This window comes from Mesorhizobium australicum (assembly GCF_900177325.1).
GTDB lineage: Bacteria > Pseudomonadota > Alphaproteobacteria > Rhizobiales > Rhizobiaceae > Mesorhizobium_A > Mesorhizobium_A australicum_A.
In genome coordinates, this window is record NZ_FXBL01000004.1 from 5129088 (window position 1) to 5149405 (window position 20318).

Annotated in this window: 18 protein-coding genes; 11 read left to right on the forward strand and 7 right to left on the reverse strand. The window is 66.4% G+C overall.

What is annotated here, in order from left to right:
* Positions 1-43 precede the first annotated feature (43 nt).
* The 5 genes from B9Z03_RS27710 to B9Z03_RS27730 all read left to right on the forward strand — a co-directional run bounded on the left by B9Z03_RS27710 (position 44) and on the right by B9Z03_RS27730 (position 2633).
* Entirely contained in the window at positions 44-325 is a 282-nt protein-coding gene (locus B9Z03_RS27710; RefSeq protein WP_280174857.1) for a type II toxin-antitoxin system RelE/ParE family toxin, read from the forward strand.
* Positions 322-600 carry a helix-turn-helix domain-containing protein gene (locus B9Z03_RS27715; RefSeq protein ID WP_085467192.1) on the forward strand — a complete coding sequence of 93 codons (279 nt, stop codon included), beginning with the start codon at positions 322-324 and terminating at the stop codon, positions 598-600. The genes B9Z03_RS27710 and B9Z03_RS27715 overlap by 4 nt, the downstream gene beginning before the upstream one ends.
* Positions 601-716: 116 nt before the next feature.
* Positions 717-842, forward strand: coding sequence for a type B 50S ribosomal protein L36 (gene ykgO, locus B9Z03_RS27720; RefSeq protein ID WP_085467193.1), 126 nt, complete (start codon positions 717-719; stop codon positions 840-842).
* A 59-nt stretch (positions 843-901) separates the two neighbouring features.
* The gene (locus B9Z03_RS27725) at positions 902-1495 is read left to right on the forward strand and encodes a tetratricopeptide repeat protein (protein ID WP_085467194.1); all 594 of its coding nucleotides are present in this window, start codon (positions 902-904) and stop codon (positions 1493-1495) included.
* 64 nt (positions 1496-1559) lie between these two features.
* Positions 1560-2633 carry an alpha/beta fold hydrolase gene (locus tag B9Z03_RS27730; protein WP_085467195.1) on the forward strand — a complete coding sequence of 358 codons (1074 nt, stop codon included), beginning with the start codon at positions 1560-1562 and terminating at the stop codon, positions 2631-2633.
* 95 nt (positions 2634-2728) lie between these two features.
* On the opposite strand, the gene pyk is transcribed toward B9Z03_RS27730, so the two are convergent.
* Both pyk and B9Z03_RS27740 read right to left on the reverse strand, forming a co-directional pair.
* The gene (gene pyk / locus B9Z03_RS27735; RefSeq protein WP_085467196.1) at positions 2729-4165 is read right to left on the reverse strand and encodes a pyruvate kinase; all 1437 of its coding nucleotides are present in this window, start codon (positions 4163-4165) and stop codon (positions 2729-2731) included.
* Positions 4162-4650, reverse strand: a complete 489-nt coding sequence (locus tag B9Z03_RS27740; protein ID WP_085467197.1) for a DUF1036 domain-containing protein — start codon at positions 4648-4650, stop codon at positions 4162-4164. The genes pyk and B9Z03_RS27740 overlap by 4 nt, the downstream gene beginning before the upstream one ends.
* Before the next feature lie 202 nt (positions 4651-4852).
* Between B9Z03_RS27740 and B9Z03_RS27745 the strand changes: the two genes are divergently transcribed.
* From B9Z03_RS27745 to B9Z03_RS27765, 5 genes are all read left to right on the forward strand, one after another.
* Complete coding sequence (locus B9Z03_RS27745; protein WP_085467198.1) at positions 4853-5650, forward strand: N-formylglutamate amidohydrolase; 798 nt, start codon at positions 4853-4855, stop codon at positions 5648-5650.
* Positions 5651-5660: 10 nt separating this feature from the next.
* Entirely contained in the window at positions 5661-5969 is a 309-nt protein-coding gene (locus tag B9Z03_RS27750; RefSeq protein ID WP_085467199.1) for a DUF1244 domain-containing protein, read from the forward strand.
* Positions 5970-6085: 116 nt separating this feature from the next.
* A complete protein-coding gene (locus tag B9Z03_RS27755; protein WP_085467200.1) occupies positions 6086-6346 on the forward strand; it encodes a DUF2312 domain-containing protein in 261 nt (86 codons plus the stop codon).
* A 113-nt stretch (positions 6347-6459) separates the two neighbouring features.
* Positions 6460-7956: a helicase HerA domain-containing protein gene (locus B9Z03_RS27760; RefSeq protein ID WP_085467201.1), complete on the forward strand. Its 1497-nt coding sequence runs from the start codon at positions 6460-6462 to the stop codon at positions 7954-7956.
* Positions 7957-8161: 205 nt separating this feature from the next.
* Positions 8162-10093, forward strand: a complete 1932-nt coding sequence (locus tag B9Z03_RS27765) for an acyltransferase family protein (RefSeq protein ID WP_085467202.1) — start codon at positions 8162-8164, stop codon at positions 10091-10093.
* Positions 10094-10192: 99 nt separating this feature from the next.
* Here the strand turns inward: B9Z03_RS27765 and secD are convergent, their stop codons facing one another.
* The 4 genes from secD to B9Z03_RS27785 all read right to left on the reverse strand — a co-directional run bounded on the left by secD (position 10193) and on the right by B9Z03_RS27785 (position 15463).
* Positions 10193-12733 carry a protein translocase subunit SecD gene (gene secD / locus B9Z03_RS27770; RefSeq protein ID WP_085467203.1) on the reverse strand — a complete coding sequence of 847 codons (2541 nt, stop codon included), beginning with the start codon at positions 12731-12733 and terminating at the stop codon, positions 10193-10195.
* 88 nt (positions 12734-12821) lie between these two features.
* A complete protein-coding gene (locus B9Z03_RS27775; protein ID WP_085467204.1) occupies positions 12822-13229 on the reverse strand; it encodes a hypothetical protein in 408 nt (135 codons plus the stop codon).
* A 57-nt stretch (positions 13230-13286) separates the two neighbouring features.
* The gene (locus tag B9Z03_RS27780; RefSeq protein ID WP_085467205.1) at positions 13287-14444 is read right to left on the reverse strand and encodes an MFS transporter; all 1158 of its coding nucleotides are present in this window, start codon (positions 14442-14444) and stop codon (positions 13287-13289) included.
* 275 nt (positions 14445-14719) lie between these two features.
* On the reverse strand, positions 14720-15463 hold the full coding sequence (locus B9Z03_RS27785; RefSeq protein ID WP_085467206.1) for an SDR family oxidoreductase: 744 nt from the start codon (positions 15461-15463) through the stop codon (positions 14720-14722).
* A gap of 98 nt (positions 15464-15561) precedes the next feature.
* On the opposite strand from B9Z03_RS27785, the gene B9Z03_RS27790 reads away from it, so the two are divergent.
* Entirely contained in the window at positions 15562-16515 is a 954-nt protein-coding gene (locus tag B9Z03_RS27790) for an AraC family transcriptional regulator (RefSeq protein WP_085467207.1), read from the forward strand.
* 192 nt (positions 16516-16707) lie between these two features.
* Here B9Z03_RS27790 and pyc read toward each other — a convergent pair whose 3' ends face one another.
* The gene (pyc, locus tag B9Z03_RS27795) at positions 16708-20166 is read right to left on the reverse strand and encodes a pyruvate carboxylase (protein WP_085467208.1); all 3459 of its coding nucleotides are present in this window, start codon (positions 20164-20166) and stop codon (positions 16708-16710) included.
* Positions 20167-20318 lie beyond the last annotated feature (152 nt).

Below are 20318 nucleotides of genomic sequence, written 5' to 3' on the forward strand. Positions count from 1 at the left end.
GCCGTAGACGGTCGAGACCCTGGACGAGACCGTCGACGATGAAATCGCGGCGCTGCCCACGTCCTTGCAGGCACGCCTGATCCGCCTGTTCGAGATGGTGGAGCATCTCGGGCTCGAAAGGATTCGCGAGCCGCATGCCAAGCACCTGCGCGGCAAGCTGTGGGAGCTCAGGGCAAAGTCTCCGGAGGGTATCGCGAGAGGGATCTATGTCGCACTGGCTGGTCAGCGCGTGATCATTCTCCATGTTTTCGCGAAGAAATCACAGAAGACACCGGCGGGGGCTCTCACGACCGCCGAACAAAGATTGAAGCAGGTGATGCGATGACGAAACTCACGGACCTGAAGCAGAGACTCTCGAAGAATCCGGAATTCGCGACCGAGTATGTCAAGGCCGACGAGGAATATGCGGTGATCGAGGCGCTGATCGCCGCCCGTACCTCCGCCCATCTTTCGCAGGCGGAACTGGCAATCCGTCTCGGAACGACCCAATCCGCCATCGCACGTCTCGAAAGCGGCCGCATTTCTCCGTCGCTGTCGACGCTTCGTCGCTATGCCGAGGCCACGGGAACCCGACTGAACGTGTCGTTGGTGGCGAGATAGGCGCAACGCCTTGACAGCCCGCCGCCGCGCCGGTATGGACCCGCATCGTTTTTGGCGCGCCCCATCGGCGCGTCTTTCGTTTTGGCCCGAACGGGCCTCACCGACGGGCTAAGACAATGAAGATCAAGAACTCGCTCAAGGCGCTCAAGGGCCGTCACCGCGACAACCGCCTGGTTCGTCGCAAGGGCCGCATCTACATCATCAACAAGACGGCTCCGCGCTACAAGGCGCGCCAGGGCTGAGCGCCCGCCTCACGCGAATTTCAGTTTGACGCCGCGCGAATCGGGGCTACGTTCCCGGTATGCGCGGTGTTTTGCTTTTGCTCCTCGGACTGGGCGTCCTCGCCCCGGCCCTCCCCTCATACGCTCAATCGAGCGCCGCTCCCGTCGCGCCGGCCATGACGCAGGCCGACCGGACGGCCGCGCTCGACAAGCTGTTCGACGAGCTCAGGCGCGAGCGCAAGGAGAAGGCGGCGGAGCGCATCGCGTCGCGCATCCGTGACAGCTGGCTCCACTCCGGCAGCGCATCGATCGATGCGATGATGCAATGGTCGGAAGATGCGGTGAAGGCCAAGAAATACGGCGTGGCGCTGGATTTTCTCGATCGGGTCACCGTGCTTGAGCCTGACTACGCCGAAGGGTGGAACCAGCGCGCCACCGTCCATTTCCTGATGAACAACTACCGCAAGTCGATGGCCGACATCGACAAGACGCTGAGGCTCGAGCCGCGCCATTTCGGCGCGCTGTCCGGCATGGGCGCGATCCTCAAGCAGTCGGGCCGCAAGGAGCTCGCGCTGGACGCCTACGAGCGCGCGCTGGCGATCTATCCGATGATGCGCGGCGCCCAGAAGGAAGTGGCGGAACTGGCCGAAGAACTGGCCGGCGAGGGAATCTGAGTCTTCCCTCCGGCGCGCCAGCGCCTATGCTCTCCACATCCCGTGTCCCTGCTCCCGCCGGCTCATGAACCTCGTCTATGCGCTGATCCTGTTCGTCGTCGCCCTGTCGCTCACGCTGGCCGGCGTCACCCGCGTCGGCACCTGGCTGATCGAGCGGCGCAATCCGCCTGTCGGATCGTTTGCGACGGTCAATGGCACGCGGATGCATTTCGTCCATGTCGCAGGCCCTTCCGCCCGCGATCTTCCGCCGGTCGTCTTCGTCCATGGTGCGAGCGGCAACCTGAAGGACCAGATGCTGCCCTTCCGGCAGGCGCTCGAAGGCCGGGCGGAGATGCTGTTCCTCGATCGGCCGGGCCACGGCTGGTCCGCCCGCGGCGCGGCAAACGAGGACCCGCACGGCCAGGCCAGGACGATCGCCGCGCTGATGGACCATGTCGGGATCGACCGCGCCATCGTCGTCGGCCATTCCTTCGGCGGCGCGATCGCGGCCACCTTCGCGCTCGACTTCCCCGATCGCACGGCGGGCCTCGTCTTCCTCGCGCCGGCCAGCCATCCGTGGCCGGGCGGCGCGACCTCCTGGTACTACACGCTGACGACGAAACCGGTGGTCGGGCGGCTCTTTTCCGAGACGCTGTCCTATCTCGGCGGCATCCTGCGGATCGACAGCGCGAGCGAATGCGTTTTCTCGCCGAACAGGGCGCCGGACCACTACGTCCGCGATGCCTCGATCGCGCTGGTGCTGCGGCCGGCGGCGTTCCGGGCCAATGCGACGGACGTGGAGGGCCTCTACCGCCACGCGCTGGCGACTGCGCCGCGCTACCGCGAGATCACGGCGCCCACGGTGGTGATCTCCGGCGACAGCGATACGGTGGTCTACGAGGAGATCCACTCCGCCGGCCTCGGGCGCGACATTCCGGGCGCGGAACTGGTCTGGGTGCACAATCTCGGCCACAAGCCGGACTGGATCGCGACCGACCTGGCCATTGCCGCGATCGGCAAGGTCGCGGGTCAGCCGGCCGATCTCCAGGCGCTCGCGAAGGCCGTCGAGGCACGCATCGCCGACGACAGGCATGGCGTCGGCATCTGTGTCGACGAGACAGCGCCCTATCGCGCGCCCGAATTGAAACCGGTGGAATAGGCCCTGGTCACCCGGATCGCCCGACGCTCATGCGGTCGCGTCGAGCTGCGCTGCGAAGGGGCTGCCGAAGGATATCTGATCCCCGGCGGGCGGAATCAGAATCCGCTCAGTCCATCCGAGCCGATATAGGCGATGCGCAGCATGTTGGTGGCGCCCGGCGTGCCCAGCGGCACGCCCGCGGTGACGATGATCCGGTCGCCCGGCTTGCCGAAGCCTTCGTCGAAGGCGATGCGGCAGGCGCGGTCCACCATGTCGTCGAGGTCATGGGCGTCGGGCGTTACCACGCAATGCTGGCCCCATACGAGCGACAGCCGCCGCGCCGTGGCAAGCACGGGCGAGAGCGAGATGATCGGCAGTTGCGGCCGCTCCCGCGCCGCGCGCAGGCCGGTCGTGCCGGAGGAAGTGTAGGTGACGATCGCCGACAGCTTCAGCGTCTCGCCGATCTGCCGCGCCGCGGCGGAGATGGCGTCGGCGCCGGTCGCCTCGGGCTCCGAGCGCTGCGCGTTGATGATGCCGGGATAGACGGGATCCTGCTCCACCTTCTCGGCGATCTTGTTCATCATCGCGACCGACTCGATCGGATACTGGCCGGCGGCGGATTCGGCCGAGAGCATGATCGCATCCGCGCCCTCGAACACGGCGATCGACACGTCGGACACCTCGGCGCGGGTGGGCACCGGGGCAGAGATCATCGATTCCAGCATCTGGGTCGCAACGACCACCGGCTTGCCGGCGCGGCGGGCGGCGCGCGTGATCTGCTTCTGGATGCCGGGAACGGCTTCCAGCGGCATCTCGACGCCAAGGTCACCGCGCGCCACCATCAACGCGTCGGACAATTCGATGATCTCCGACAGGCGGGCAACCGCCTGCGGCTTCTCGATCTTCGACATCAGCGCCGCGCGACCCTTGGCGATCTTGCGCGCCTCGGCCAAGTCCTCCGGCCGCTGGATGAAGGACAGCGCCACCCAGTCGACGCCCGTTTCCAGCACCGCGTCGAGGTCCCTGCGGTCCTTGTCCGTCAGGGCGCCGACCGGCAGTTCGGTGTCGGGCAGGCTGACGCCCTTCTTGTTCGAGATGTTCGTGCCGGAAACGACCTTGCAGACGATCGACTTTCCGTCGGCCGACTCGGCCACCAGCGCAAGCCGCCCGTCGTCGATCAGCAGGCGGTCGCCGGGCTTCACCGAGGAGAGGATCTCCGGATGCGGCAGGTGCACCCGCGTCGCGTCGCCCGGCGCGGGATCGGCGTCCAGCGTGAAGGTCTGGCCCGGCGTCAGCGTCTCCTTGCCGTTGGCGAAAAGGCCAACGCGCAGCTTCGGACCCTGCAGGTCCGCGAGGATGCCGATCGGCCGACCGACCTTCGTCTCCACCGCGCGGATGCGACCGACAAGCTCCCGCATCAGGGGATGATCGGTATGGCTCATATTGATGCGGAACACGTCCGCACCGGCCTCGAACAGCTTTTGGATCATCGCCTCGTCGGACGAGGCGGGTCCGAGCGTGGCGAGGATCTTGACCTTGCGGCTGCGTCTCATTGAGAGCCTGTCGGGCTGGGAGGAGTCGGGCCGCCGGGCGGCAGTTCATCGGTCAGTTCGACCATCCAGCTCGACTGTTCGCGCGTATCGTATTCCTGGAAGCCGGCGCGCTGGAAGCCGCGCCGCACGCAATCGTTCACGGCAGTGATCTTGAACTCTTTTTCGGCCACGCACATGGTGGTCGGGCCGTCCCAGCGGCCGCCGCGCTCGGCATCCTCGGCATAGAGGTAGTAGTAGCGCGAGGCGAGCGGGCCCTCGATCAGCGTCTTGCAGGTCGACGCCTCGATGTGCCACCAGCCCTCTGTGATCCAGCCCGCGGCGGCACGATAGCCGATCGCCACGCCGACGAGGCTCTGCGTCGCGTTGCAGACACGGAAATCGGCCAGCGCCGGCGTGGAAAAGGCGACCGTTCCCAGCGTCGCCGCAGCAAAAAGCGCCGGCAAGGTGATGGCATGGCGCACGCGTGCGGCCTTGGCGACCTGCATTCTCGAACTCTTCGGCTGACGAAGCAATCTAAGGTTCTTTTCGGAAAACTCGCGCGATCTGTCAACGAAACTCCGCTGCACTGCGGCAGAAGCCCGGTGAAATCCGCAGTTTCGCCGCATCTATATCGATACGGCATTGCGCGAGGCTGCACGAGGTGGAAGAAGAGCCGCATCCGGACCACGAGCGGAACCCAGAATCGACATGGCCAGGACGGCCCTCTTTTCCCCATTCGAGATCATCGAAGGCAACCGCGCCGGCGGCATGCTGATCGTTGCCGACCACGCCAAGCGGGACATGCCGGACGAATATGGCGACCTCGGCCTGCCCGCCGCCGAGTTCGACCGCCACATCGCCTATGACATCGGCGTGGAGATGGTCACGCGCCGGCTGGCCGCCATCACCGGCGCGCCGGCAGTGCTGTGCGGCTTCTCGCGGCTGCTGATCGATCCGAACCGCGGCGAGGACGACCCGACGCTGATCCGGCAGGTCTATGACGGCACGGTGATTTCCGGAAACTATCCGATGTCGAACGACGAGCGGCAGCAGCGGCTCGACCGCTTCTACCGCCCTTACGACGACGCGGTGGGCGCTCTGATGTCCTCCGTCGCGGAGGCGTCCGGCCGGTCGCCGTTCATCGTCTCGATGCATTCCTTCACGCCTGTCATGCAGGGCCGCCCGCGCCCCTGGCATGCCGGCATCCTGTGGGACAGCGATCCCCGCGCGCCGCTGCCGCTGATCGAGGCGCTGGCGGCGGACGGCTCGCTCGTCGTCGGCGACAACGAGCCCTATGACGGGGCGCTGCGCGGCGACACGATGTTCCGTCATGCGATCGTCAACGGCTTCGCCCATGTGCTGATCGAGATCCGGCAGGACCTGATCGGAACGCAGGCCGGCGCCGACGAATGGGCGGAACGCCTCGCTCCGATGCTTGACGCGATCAACCGGCGACCCGATATCCATGAAGCGAAACAGTTCGGGTCCCGCACGGGACCGATCTGAGGAGGCTCCCATGACAGACCTGACCGAGACCGAGCAGCGCGACTTCGAGGCCGCCGCCTTCCGCCGCCTCGTGCAGCACCTGCGCGAGCGCGCCGATGTGCAGAACATCGACATGATGAACCTCGCCGGCTTCTGCCGGAACTGCCTGTCGAACTGGTATCGCGATGCCGCCAACGCGGCCGGGCACGACATGTCCAAGGACGAGTCGCGCGAGATCATCTACGGCATGCCCTATGCCGAATGGCAGGCGAAGCACCAGACCGAGGCGTCCGACGCCAAGAAGGCCGCCTTCGAGCAGAACCGTCCGAAGGACCACTGACAGCAGCATGCCGGCGTGACCCGTTTGCGCCTTGACCCTGCCGGGGCGGTGGGGCATCGCAGGCCTCCCGGGCGGCGTGCGAGTCGCCCTGCAACGACCAGATTGAGGAGTATACCTTGGCCGACGAGATCACAGAAACCTCGCAGACTGTCGCTGCCGGCCAGCTCAAGGCCTTCATCGAGCGCGTCGAGCGGCTCGAGGAGGAGAAGCAGACGATCTCCGACGACATCAAGGACGTCTATGCCGAGATGAAGGGCACCGGCTTCGACACGAAGGCCGTGCGGACCATCATCCGGCTGCGCAAGAAGGACCAGGCCGAGCGCCAGGAGGAAGAGGCGATCCTCGACCTCTACAAGGCCGCTCTCGGCATGGAGTAGGGACGAATTGCCCTCTAGCGAAGTCCACGTCATCGAGCCTGTGGGAATCCCTGTGGCGCCGCGTCGCGCCGACTGACAGCGGATGCTAAGGACGGTGCCGGAAGGGGTACCGGATGAAGGTCAATATCGACATGGGCGTCGCGGCTCGCGGCGCCATGGCGGAGATGGATCTGGAAGAACTGCTGGCGACCCGCCTGCTGGTGCAGGGCAATTCCGGGTCCGGCAAGTCGCATCTGCTGCGCCGCCTGCTGGAGCAGAGCGCGCCGTGGGTGCAGCAATGCATCATTGATCCCGAGGGTGATTTCGTCACGCTGGCGGAGAAGTTCGGCCACCAGGTGGTCGACGCCGCCCGCACCGAAGCGGAGCTGACGCGGATCGCGGGTCGCGTGCGCCAGCACCGCGTCTCTGTCGTGCTCAACCTCGAAGGTCTCGACGTCGAGCAGCAGATGCGCGCGGCCGCCGCCTTCCTCGGCGGTATGTTCGATGCCGAGCGCGACCACTGGTATCCGGTGCTCGTCGTGGTCGACGAGGCGCAGCTTTTCGCACCCGCCGCCGCCGGCGAGGTCGCGGACGAGGCGCGGAAACTCTCGCTCGCCGCCATGACCAACCTGATGTGCCGCGGCCGCAAGCGCGGCCTGGCCGGCGTCATCGCCACCCAGCGGCTGGCCAAGCTGGCGAAGAATGTCGCCGCGGAAGCGTCCAACTTCCTGATGGGCCGCACCTTCCTCGACATCGACATGGCGCGCGCGGCCGACCTGCTGGGCATGGATCGCCGTCAGGCCGAGATGTTCCGCGACCTGGCGCGCGGCAATTTCGTCGCGCTGGGACCTGCCCTGTCGCGCCGCCCGCTGCCGATCACCATCGGCAGCGTCGAGACCTCTGCGCGCTCGGGAAGCCCGAAGCTGATGCCGCTGCCGGAGGCGCCTCAGGACGCCGGCGACCTGATCTTCACGCCCGCGCCCGACGAGGCGCGCCTGGTGGTGCGCAAGCCGCCACCGACGCCGATCCCCACCGCCGACCTCCTGGCGCAGCTGTCGCGGCCCAAGCCCGCGCCTGCGCCGCCGGCCGAGCCGGTCTTCGCCGTCATCGACGAAGCCGAACGGGACGCTGGCATCGACGCCGTGCTGCGGGAGATCCTCGACGATCCGGATGCGGCCTTCCGCACCGACGCCGTGCTCTATCAGGACTTCCTGGTCCGCAGCCGCATCCGCCGCGTGCCCGGCGAGCCGCTGTCGCTGTCGGGCTTCCGCCGGCGGCTGGCGGTCGCCCGCGCCGGCGTCGACGAACATTCCGGCGGCGAAGTCTGGGCGAAGGCGTTGTCGCTCTCGGAAACCCTGCCCGACGACCTCCAGGGCGTGTTCCTGATGGTCGCGCGCGCCGCGACGCTCAACGCCCCGGCCCCGTCCGACGCCACGCTGGCCCGAGCCTATGGCAGCCACTCGCCCCGCCGCGCCCGGCGCCTGCTCGCCTATTTCGAGGAGCGTGGCCTGCTAGTCGTTCGCACAGATTTCCACCAGCGCCGCGTTCTCGCCTTCCCCGACCTCGGCTGCGAAACCGCCCCCGGCCACCCCGAAGCGCCCGACGAGCCCCAGCGCGACGCAGCCGAATAGGGGCACCTCCTGCCGCGACAGGCAGGCAATCTGTCTCGCAAAGAAGACCGGCGGCAGATCGCTCTGCCGCGGCGCGGATTGAGCCATTATTGACGTTTGATCTCCACGACATCTGTTGATACAGACCATTGTCCACTCGGACATTCCGGATATTCTTGAGACTCGGATCCTGAGGGTCTCATCGAGGGGGCAGGCCTGAATTGTAATGACGAGCACGTTCTCCAAATCCCGGGAATACCTCCGCCACATCGATGGAATACGCGCCATCGCCGTTATTTCGGTGTTTCTCTTCCACCTGAACGTTCCGTATTTCTCAGGGGGGTTCGTCGGCGTCGACATATTTTTCGTGATCTCGGGATTCCTGATCACCCGGTTGATCGTACAGGAACTCAACGAAAGCGGCGGCTTCTCGTTCTCAAATTTCTACCTGCGCCGCCTGCGCCGTCTCGGTCCGGCAATGCTCTTGACCGTCTTCGCGAGCTTCGTCGCCGCCTACTTCCAGTTCGCTCCGGCTGACCTGCGGCAGTTTGGCGGTTCCGTCGTCGCAAGCCTGCTCAGCGTATCGAACATCTTCTTCTGGTACGAGTCGGGCTATTTTGACACCGAATCGGCCCTGAAGCCCCTGCTGCACACCTGGTCGCTGTCGGTCGAAGAACAGTTCTATCTGACCTGGCCGCTGATCCTGATCGTCTCGTCGACTCTGCTTGGCGCCCGCAGGACCGTTCTGGTCGTCGGGGCGATCGGGACGATCAGCTTCCTCGTCAATCTCTGGGTGCAATTCGGCGGAAGCGGCTTCACCGACCTCAAGTCGGCGATGTTCTACCTGCCGTTCTTCCGGGTGTTCGAACTCGTTATCGGCGCTTTGCTGGTCTGGGCGTGGGCATGGCGCCCCAAATCGGCCGGATGGAACGATTTCCTGACGCTGCTAGGCCTCGGGATGATCGCCGTGTCCATCTACTATTACGACGAGAATACGCCCTTCCCCACCTATTACGCGCTGCTTCCCTGCATTGGCACGGCCTTCCTGATCCTCGCCGGCGACGGCAGCCGGATCAGATATGCGCTGACGAATGGCGTAAGCGTTCGGATCGGGCTGATCAGTTACTCGCTATATCTCGTTCACTGGCCGCTGATCGTATTCTGGAGCTATTCTCATCAGCTCACGAGCACCGCCAAGGCTGGAATATTCGTCGCGGCCCTGGTGATCGCTACTGTGATGTATTTCTTAGTCGAACAGCCGTTCCGCTCGGCCAACCGCCTGCCGATGCTCGGCCGCAATTTGCCGTTCGTCACCACTTCGGTCCTCCTCGCGGCTCTCATGGCAACGCCCGGCGCGCATGCCTGGGCACACAAGGGCTGGCTGTGGAGGCTCGACCCGGGCATCCTCGCGTTGATAGATCCTCAGAACGTCGCAGCTGGCCCCGCCCATACCAGGTTCAAGTGCCTGCTCGGTAGGGGCGAAGACCCATCGGCGTTCGACGAAGAATGCTACAGGATTCGGCCGAACGGCCGCCCCAACATACTCCTCCTTGGAGACAGCACAGCTTCAGGCCTTTATCCTGGGCTGAATGAATTGCTTGGAGAGGAGGCTAACATCTATCTGACGGCAGTGGCCGGCTGCCCTCCACTTCTGGGCTTGGACATTCGAACCAGTCCCCGGTGCGGCGAGGCGAATCAGTACCTTTTCAAGACACTGATCCGGAACCACGCGTATGATTTGGTCATCATGAAATCGCTCGCCTCCGACACCATGTTCCAGCGCTATTTTCCCGCGACGCGCGCGGCGATTAGTGACAGCGGCACTAACTATCTTGTTCTTGGTCGCGGACTGGAATTCAAGAAAGGCCTGCTGACGCTGATCACCCAGTACGGCAAGGAAGCGGGACTGGACGAGTTTGTAGAACGCAATCTCCAGGCGCCATGCGGCGACGAGCAGGGTATCGACAAATTCGTCCCTCCTGACAATTTCCTCTCGTTGAAGGACATTTTCTGCGCCGATGGCAAGCCGACCTTTCGAGATGGCTCCAACGTCTACTTTATAGACGGTGTTCATATGACGCGGTTCGCCTCGCGGTTGGCGGCGAAGCCGATTGCCGCCTGGATTCGCGCGAACGATGTCTTACGGCCGGGATCCTGAACTCCGGCAAGGTTGGCTTGGAGGCTCTGCCATCTCGAACCCGTTTGTTCGCGGGTACGACCGACCGGCGGCAGATCGCTCTGCCGCCGGTCTTTGTCTTCAGCCCTTGGCCGGCGCGGCGTCCGGCGCTTCGAGCGCCCGGTTGGGGTGGCGCCGGGTCCACCAGTCGCCGAGGAAGAGCAGGATGGGGGCTGCGATGAAGATCGAGGACGTCGTCGCGACGACCACGCCGGCCACCATCGGCACGGCGAAGTTTTCGGTCGCCTTGCCGCCCCAGATCGCCATCGGCACGATCGACAGGAGGATCGCGACCGAGGTGTAGACGCAGCGCGCGAACACCTGGTTGATCGACATGTCGATGACGTTGCGCAACGGCATCTTCTTGTAGGCTCTCAAGTTCTCGCGCATCCGGTCGTAGACGACCACCTTGTCGTTCACCGAATAGCCGATGATCGTCAAAAGTGCCGCGATCGCCGTCAGGTTGAAGTCGAGGCCGAGCAGGGCGAAGAAGCCGACCATCTTGGTCGTATCGAGCACCAGCGTCGCGATCGCGCCGATGGCGAAGTTCCACTCGAAGCGCCACCAGATGTAGCAAAGCATCGCCGCCGCCGCGAGGACCACCGCCAGCACGCCCGACTGGGCAAGTTCGCCCGAGACCTTCGGCCCGACCACCTCCGTGCGTTCGAACTTCACGCCCGGATCGAGCTTCTGCACCGCCTCCTTCACCTTTTCGACGGCGGTCGTCTGCGCGATCTCGCCGCCATCCTGCCGCTGGACGCGGATCAGGACGTGGTCGGCGTCGCCGACGTTCTGAAGCGCGATTTCGCCCAAGCCCAGATCCGAGAGCGTGCTTCTCAGCTGGCCGAGATCGGCCGGCTGCGACGAGGTGATCTCCACCTGGATGCCGCCCTTGAAGTCGATGCCGTAGTTGAGGCCGGGCTTCATGAACAGGCCGATCGAGGCGAGCGACAGCAGGATCGACACGCCGATGCCGAGGAAACGGCCCTTCATGAAGGAGATCGACGTCTTTTCCGGGAAGAACCGGAACAGCGGCTCGATGCGCAGCACCTTCAGCTTCCGCCGGCGCACCACTTCCTGCATGATGACGCGGGTGACGGCGACGGCGGTGAACATCGACAGCAGCGTGCCGAGCACCATCGTCACCGCGAAGCCGCGCACCGGACCAGCGCCGAACATGAACAGCAGGCTGGACACGATCAGCGAGGTCGCATTCGCGTCGACGATCGTCGAGTAGGCGCGCTTGAAGCCCTGGTCGAGCGCCGCGAAGGCGCCGAGCCCGCGCTTGGTCTCCTCGCGGATGCGCTCGTTGATCAGGATGTTGGCGTCCACGCCGAGGCCAATGCCGAGGATGATGCCGGCGATGCCAGGCAGCGTCAGCGTCGCCCCCAGTATGGCCAGTGCGCCGAAGGTGAGCACGACATGCAGCAGGAGCGCGACGTTCGCGATCATGCCCCACGAACCGTAGAGCGCCACCATGAACAGCACGACGGCGACGAAGCCGGCAATGCCGGTATAGATGCCCATCTTGATGACGTCGCCGCCGAGATCGGGACCGACGGTGCGTTCCTCGATCACGGTCAGCGGCGCTGGCAGCGAGCCGGAACGCAGCAGCGCCGACAGCGTCACCGTCTCGTCGACGGTGAAGTTGCCGCTGATCTGGCCGGACCCGCCGACGATCGCCTCGCGGATGACGGGCGCGGTCAGCACCTTGCCGTCGAGCACGATGGCAAAGGGCCGGCCGACGTTCTGGCCGGTGATCTCGGCGAACTGACGCGCGCCGAGGCTATCGAAGCGGAAGGAGACGATTGGCTCCTTGGTGCGCTGGTCGAAGCCGGCGCGGGCATCGGTGAGGCGTTCGCCGTCAACGGCGACGCGGTCTTCAACCGGCATCTGGCCGCCGCCCTTGGCATCCGGCAACATGGTCACGCCGCGCGGCAGCGGCTCGCCCTGGCCGACATTGGCGACCATGTGGAAGGTCATCTTGGCGGTGCTGCCGAGCAGCTGGCGCAGCCGGGTCGGGTCCTGCAGGCCGGGTAGCTGGACCAGGATGCGATCCGAGCCGACACGCTGGATGGTCGGCTCCGCGACGCCGACCTGGTCGACGCGCTGGCGCACGATCTCCAGGCTCTGCTCGACGGCACGGTCGAGGCGGTCCTTGAGGCCCGCTTCCGTAGGCGTGACCTTGATCGGCGCGCTCGCATCGGAGCCGTCGACCGCGAGATCCGACGAGCCGGCGGAGAAGCCGATCGCCGTGACGGGCGTGGACAGCGCCTTCAGGCTATCGATCGCCTTGGCGCGGGTGGCCGGATCGGCGACCGCGACCGTTACCGTGTCACCCACCAGGCGAACAGAGTCGGTGCGGACGCCGTCCTTGCGCAACGCCGTGCGGGCGTCGTTGAGCAGCGATTGCAGCCTGTCCTGCTTCAAGGCGGCGGAATCGACCTCGAGCACGAGGTGAGAGCCGCCCTGGAGATCGAGGCCGAGGGTGATCTGGTGCTTGGGCACCCAGTTGGGAAGCGCGGCGAGCTGCTGCGCGGTGAAGAGGCTGGGGAGTGCGGCGAGAACGCCGACGAGGATGATGAGGGCATAGCCCAACATCACGCTCCTGGAAGTGCGCATGATCTGATCCTTCGAAAGACGCTGTCACGGCGCGAGGCCGCGTGCGTCGAAAAGCCTGAACGGTCCGCCCCGAAGGGGCGGTTCTGCGTCAGGTGAGGATCGGGGGAGCGCGGGCCCGGAAGCCCGAGGCGCGGGCGGAGAGAGAGAAGGTGGAAAGGGATGTTCCGCCATGCGCCGCGCGCAGCGCCGGAAGGTCGAGACGGATGTCCGGGACGATCGCAGGATCGGGACCGTCGAAGCTCGACGCCGGAACGGCCTCGAGCGCGCGCTCGGTGACCAGCACCATCCGCATCTGCGCGCTGGGCGCGGTCGAACGCTGGAGGGGCAGGCCGCCGGAACGGGCGGCCCCGGTCGATGCGGGACGCAGCTGGCCCGCGTCGGGCGGGGCAACCTGCTGGATGCCGGCGCCGAGCGTCAGCACGGCCGCCAGCCACAGCATCACCGCCGACAGGAGATGCGTCGGTGCGGGACGTGCCTTATGCGGCTGCGGCTTCATCGCGGGTCGCTATACGCCTCTTCGCACCACCGCACCAGAGCGGCGGCGCGTCGCGGATCAATCGGCTGCCTTTGCATAAGAGGCGAGTGCGGCGACAAGGAGGAGGAGCACGGCCACGCCGAGGAAAACCGGCGCGAAGCCGAAATGGCCGCCGACGAAGCCAAGGCCCGAAGGCGCGACCAGGATGCCGGAATAGCCGATCGTCGTGACGACGCTCATGCCCGCCCCCGGCGGCAGGCCGGGATGGTTGCCGCCGGCCGAGAATGCGATCGGCACGGTGTTGGCGATGCCGAGCCCGGCAAGGGAGAAGGCGGCGATCACCATCCAGGTCTCCGGCGCGAGGCCCGCCGCGAACATGCCCACCGCCGCGATCAGCGCCGAGACCCGCAGCGTCTTCACCGCGCCGAACCGGTCGCGCACCCGGTCGCCAAGGAAGCGCATCGTGGCCATCGCCGCCGAGAAGGCCGCGAAGGCGAAGCCGGCGGTGGCGATCGAGGCGCCGCGTTCCTCCTTGAGGTAAAGGGCGGCCCAGTCGAGCACCGCCCCTTCCGGCACCATGCAGAACAGCGCGATGAGGCCGACGAGATAAAGCGACGGGTCGCGCGGCAAAGCGAGCGGCTGGCGCTCGTGCGGCTCGGGCCGGTCGTCGCCGCCGAGCTGCGACACGACGAGGGCGACGACGGCGAGCGCGACGACGGTTACGGCTCCGGCATGGGCGAGCGCGCCGAAGCGTTCGATAACCAGACCGCCGGCCGCGCCGCCGGCAAAGCCGCCGAGGCTCCAGAAGCCGTGCGAGGACGACATGATGGCGCGGCCGAGCGACCGCTCGACGGCCACCGCATTGGCGTTCATCGACACGTCCATGCCCCCGACCAGCCCACCGAACAGCACCATGGCGAACGCCGCCGTCCAGACGCTCGGCGCGGCCACGACCACGATGAGGCCGAAGGCGGCTGCGAAGGCGAACCAGGTGAGCGTGACGCGCGAACCCTGCCGGCCGATGACATAGCCGGCGGCCGGCATCGCAATCAGCGCGCCGAGGCCGAAGCCGAGGATCAGCAGGCCGAGGGTGAACTCGGTGATGCCGAGCCGCGCAAGGAACAGCGGGATCTGCGGCGCCCAGCTGCCGATGATGAATCCGTTCACCGCAAACAGCGCGGCGACCGCCCAGCGGGCACGGAGAAAGGCGGGATTTACAGCGGCGAGGCTCGACATCGGAGTTTCTTAAATCGATTTAGAAACTCCATCAAGCCACTTGCCAATCCAAGCGATTGGGCCAGCAGAGACCAGGAAAGACGCTGCAGGATCTCCATCGCCCTACCCCCACCCCTAGCCCCTCCCCGCAAGGGGGAGGGGGACTTGGCGGCGAAACTGCCCTGCACAGTTTGGACCGTTTGGCGGAATGGCGACGACCTCGTTCCCCTCCCCCTTGCGGGGAGGGGTTAGGGGTGGGGGTGCCCGCCACATGCGATCTCCCGACCCCGCCACGCTCAGGCCGCCCGCGCCAGCGCCACGGCGTCGGGACCCGCGGGGAAATGCAGCTGACCCGTCATGTCGTTCGCTGCCTCCCACACCGCTTCGGCGACATCTGTCTCCTTCGTGACCAGCGCAGGCGACGCGAACTCTGCGAAGATCGGCTGGGCATAGGCCGCATAGGCCTGCGGGATCAGGTCTTCGACGCGCACCTGGGTGTTCTGCGAGAAGCGGGTGGTCGGGGCATAGCCGGGCTCCACCAGCTTGACGCGCACGTCGAACGCTCCGAGCTCATGCGCCAGCGAGCCGGTGAATCCAGTGATCGCCAGCTTGCTGGCGGTGTAGGCGGCCGCGAGCGGCATCGACGCGAGCGTGACGCTGGAGGTCACGTTGACCACCACGCCGGAGCGGCGTTCGCGGAACTGCGGGATGACGGCTTGCGTCATCGCCATCACGCCGAACGTGTTGGTCTCGAACACCTTGCGCACATGCGACATCGGCGTCGCCTCGAAGGCGCCGACGACGCCGATGCCGGCATTGTTGACCAGCGCGTCGATCGGCCCCGCCGCCTCGATCACGGCGGCGATGCTCGCAGCGTCGGTGACGTCGAGCGGCAGCACGCGGATGCGCTCGGAGCGGGGGAGGATTTCCTCGCGGGGCGTGCGCATCGTCGCGATGACGTTCCATCCGCGAGAGTGGAAGTGGCGGGCGGTCTCGAGCCCGTAACCCGAGGAGGAGCCGGTGATCAGAACGGTTTTCATTTTCATATCCCTTGTTGCAGTTGACGCGACAGGAATAAACGAGGCATTCTGGACCATCATCAATCCGCAGTCCTGATTTCATCGTCGAAAGTCCGGAAATGATCGATCCGCTCGCGCAAGTCATCGAACTGCTCCGTCCTCGCACCGTCTTCTCGAAGGGGATCAGCGGCGCCGGCCGCTGGGGCGTGCGCTACTCCGCCTTCGGCGAGCCCGGCTTCTGCGCGGTGCTGGAAGGAAGCTGCCGGCTCGCCGTCGACGGCGTGGAGCCGATCACCCTTGAGACGGGCGACTTCGTTCTCCTGCCGGCAACGCCCGCCTTCACCATGTCCAGCTTCGAGCCCGCGACGCCGCGGCACATCGATCCCAAGGTCGCGCCGGCGCCGACGGAGGAGGTTCGCCACGGCCGCCAGGACGGACCCCCGGATGTGCGCCTGCTCGGCGGCTATTTCGTCTTCGATTCGCCCGACGCTTCCCTGCTGGTGTCGCTTCTGCCGGCGATGATCCATGTGCGCGGCGTGGCGCGGCTCTCGCAGCTGGTGCGCCTTGTCGGCGAGGAGGCCGGGGAGCAGAACGTCGGCCGCGACTTCGTGCTCGCGCGCCTCGTCGAGATCCTGTTGATCGAGGCGCTGCGGGCAAGCCAGGGCAAGGATGCGCCGCCTGGCCTGCTGCGCGGACTGGCCGATGCGCGGGTCGCCGGAGCGATGCGGCAGATGCACGGCGATCCCGAGCGCGCCTGGACGGTGGCGGAGCTCGCGCAGGAGGCAGCCATGTCGAGGTCAGCCTTCTTCGACCGCTTCACCCGCTGCGTCGGGTTGCGGCCGATGGAATACCTGCTCGCCTGGCGGATGGCCATGGCGAAGGACCTGCTGCGCGACGGCGATATCGCGCTGGACGAAGTCGCCCGGCGCGTCGGCTACGGCTCCGCGAGCACGTTCAGCACGGCGTTCAGCCGCCATGTCGGGCAACCACCGGGCCGGTATGCGCGCCGCGGCCGGCGCGAAGGCCGGCCCGGCGCACGCACACAGGTCGCGCTTGCCGGGCAGGCGCTCTGACGGGGGAGAGGTTCAGTAGGGCGAAAGCCCCCTCACGCGCCTCCGCTCCGTTCGGCGGACCTCTCCCCGAGGGGAGAGGAGGCGGTCAACGCCGGCTTCCTCTTCTCCCCTCGGGGAAAAGGTGGCCGCGCAGCGGCCGGATAAGGGGGGCGTGCGCGATATGCGATCGCCCGCTCTGACGCGCCAGGCGCCCTACCCGAACACCACCAGCAGGTCCTTTGCGTCGATCTGCTCGCCGGGGCGGACCAGCACTTCGGCGATGGTGCCGTCGCGCTCGGCGTGCAGTGCTGTCTCCATCTTCATCGCCTCGATCGAGACGAGGATGTCGCCGGCCTTGACCGACTGGCCTGCCGCCACCGCCACGCCGGAGATGACGCCCGGCATCGGCGCGCCGACATGGGCCTCGTTGCCCGGCTCCGCCTTGCGGCGCGCCTTGCCGTTCGCCGCACCATGGACGCGGTCCGGCACCTTGACGCGACGCGGCTGGCCGTTGAGCTCGAAGAACACGGTGACCATGCCCTTTTCGTCGACATCGCCAATGGCAAGGCAGCGCACCACCAGCGTCTTGCCCTTCTCGATGTCGAGGAAGATCTCGTCCTCAGCCTTCATGCCGTAGAAATAGGTCGGCGTCGGCAGCACCGAGACCGGACCGTAATTGTCCTGCGCGGAGACGAAGTCGGTGAACACCTTCGGATACATCAGATAGGAGGCGAACTCGAACTCGGAGAGCTTGCGGCCGGCCTTTTCCTCGGCCTCCTTGCGCGCCTTGCCGAGATCGGCGTCCTTGAGCAGCGAGCCGGGGCGCACGGTGATCGGCGTCTCGCCCTTCAGCGCCTTCTTCTGCAGGGCAGCCGGCCAGCCGCCCGGAGGCTGGCCGAGGTCGCCCTTGAGCATGGAGACGACCGAATCCGGGAAGGCGATGTCCTTGGCCGGATTCTCGACATCGGCGACGGTGAGGTCCTGGCTGACCATCATCAGCGCCATGTCACCGACCACCTTGGAGGACGGCGTGACCTTGACGATGTCGCCGAACATCAGGTTGACGTCATGATAGGCCTGCGCCACCTCGTGCCAGCGGGTTTCGAGCCCCAGCGAGCGCGCCTGCTCCTTGAGGTTGGTGAACTGGCCGCCCGGCATCTCGTGCAGGTAAACCTCGGAGGCTGGCCCCTTCAGGTCGCTCTCGAAGGCCGTGTACTGGTTTCGCACCGCCTCCCAGTAGAACGACAGTTTCCTGATCCAGCCGGTGTCCAGGCCCGGATCGCGCTCGGTGCCCTTCAAGGCCTCGACGATCGAGCCGAGGCAGGGCTGCGAGGTGTTGCCCGACAGCGCGTCCATCGCCGCGTCGACCGCGTCGACGCCGGCCTCGACGGCCGCAAGCACGGTCGCCGCCGCGATGCCGGACGTGTCGTGGGTATGAAAGTGGATCGGCAGGTCGGTCGCCTCGCGCAGCGCCTTGAACAGCACTTTAGCCGCCGCCGGCTTGAGCAGCCCGGCCATGTCCTTGACCGCGATGATGTGAGCCCCGGCCGCTTCCAGTTCCTTGGCCAGCGCGACATAGTATTTGAGGTCGTATTTGGCGCGGCTCGGATCGAGGATGTCGCCGGTGTAGCAGATCGCAGCCTCGATCAGCTTGCCCTCGGCCCCCACCGCGTCCATCGCGACGCGCATGTTCTCGACCCAGTTCAGGCAATCGAAGACGCGGAACAGATCGATGCCGCCGGCTGCGGCCTGTTTGACAAAATGCTTCACCACATTGTCGGGATAGTTGGTGTAGCCGACGCCGTTCGCCCCGCGCAAAAGCATCTGGAGAAGCAGGTTCGGCGCGCCCTTGCGCACCAGGTCGAGCCTCTCCCACGGGTCCTCGGTGAGGAAGCGCATCGCGACGTCGAAGGTCGCCCCGCCCCAGCATTCGAGCGACAAAAGCTGCGGCAGGCCGCGCGCATAGGCGCCCGCCACCTGCGCGATGTCGAAGGTGCGCATGCGGGTGGCAAGCAGCGACTGGTGGCCGTCGCGCATCGTCGTGTCGGTGACGAGCACTTGGCGTTGCGCCCGCATCCACTTGGCGAAGCCGGCCGGGCCAAGCTGGTCGAGCTTCTGCTTCGTGCCGTCCGGCACGTCGCCGCCGACGAAGGGCACGACCGGAGCTGCCGCATCCGCCTTGGGCTTCGGCCGCCCGCGCGCCTCGGGGTGGCCGTTGACGGTCACGTCGGCGAGGTAGTTGAGCAGCTTCGTCGCGCGGTCCTGGCGCTTCACCTGCGCGAACAGTTCCGGCGTCGTGTCGATGAACTTGGTCGTGTAGGAATTTTCCTTGAACGCCGGATGCGTGATGATCGCTTCGAGGAAGGTGAGGTTCGTTGCCACGCCGCGGATGCGGAACTCGCGCAGCGCCCGGTCCATGCGGGCAATCGCCTCCAGCGGCGTCGGCGCCCAGGCCGTCACCTTCTCCAAGAGCGGATCGTAGAAGCGGGTGATGACCGCGCCGGAATAGGCCGTGCCGCCGTCGAGCCGGATGCCGAAGCCGGTGGCGCCGCGATAGGCGGTGATGCGGCCGTAGTCCGGGATGAAGTTCTGCTCGGGATCTTCCGTCGTGATGCGGCACTGCAGCGCGTGGCCGTTGAGGCGGATGTCCTTCTGCGCCGGCACGCCGCTCTCGGGCGTGCCGATCGCAGCCCCTTCGAGGATGTGGATCTGCGCCTTGACGATGTCGATCCCGGTCACCTGCTCGGTCACCGTATGCTCGACCTGGATGCGCGGATTGACCTCGATGAAGTAGAACTTGCCGGTGTCGGCGTCCTGCAGGAACTCGACCGTGCCGGCGCCGATATAGTCGGTCGCGTGCGCGATCTTGAGCGCGTAGCCGCACAGCTCCTGCCTCAGTTCGTCCGAGAGATACGGCGCCGGCGCGCGCTCGACAACCTTCTGGTTGCGGCGCTGGATCGAGCAGTCGCGCTCGAACAGGTGTACGGCGTTGCCATGCGTGTCGCCCAGCACCTGCACCTCGACATGGCGGGCGCGCTCGATCAGCTTTTCGAGATAGACCTCGTCCTTGCCGAAGGCGGCCTTGGCCTCGCGCTTGCCCTCGGTGACCTCCTTGGCAAGCTCGGCCTCGGAACGGATGACCCGCATGCCGCGCCCGCCGCCGCCCCATGAGGCCTTCAGCATCAGTGGATAGCCGACTTCGGCCGCGAGCGTCTTCACCGCCTCCATGTCGTCCGGCAGCGGGTCGGTGGCAGGGATGACCGGCACCGCGATCTCGACCGCGAGGTTGCGCGCCGCGACCTTGTTGCCGAGCCGGCGCATCGTCTCCGGCTTCGGGCCGATGAAGGTGATGCCGTTTTCCGCGCAGGCGTCGGCGAATTCGGGGCTCTCGGACAAAAGGCCGTAGCCGGGATGGATCGCATCCGCGCCGGACAGCTTCGCCACCCGGATCACCTCGTCGATCGACAGGTAGCTCTCGATCGGCCCGAGGTCGCGTTCCAGATGCGGCCCGCGGCCGATCTGATAGCTCTCGTCCGCCTTGAAGCGGTGGAGCGCGTATTTGTCCTCCTCCGCCCAGATCGCGACCGTCTTGATGCCCAGTTCGTTGGCGGCGCGGAAGACGCGGATCGCTATCTCGGACCGGTTCGCGACAAGGATCTTCTTGATCTGCAAGGAGGCACTCCGGGAGGGGCGGGACGCTGGGGAAGATGTTTATCCGGAAAATGCTGCACTGCAAACAGAATCGGCGAAACGCGCCGACATCCCGGGCCATCCGGCAAAGAAAATGCCCGGCGCGAGGGTCGCGCCGGGCACTTTGCGCAGGT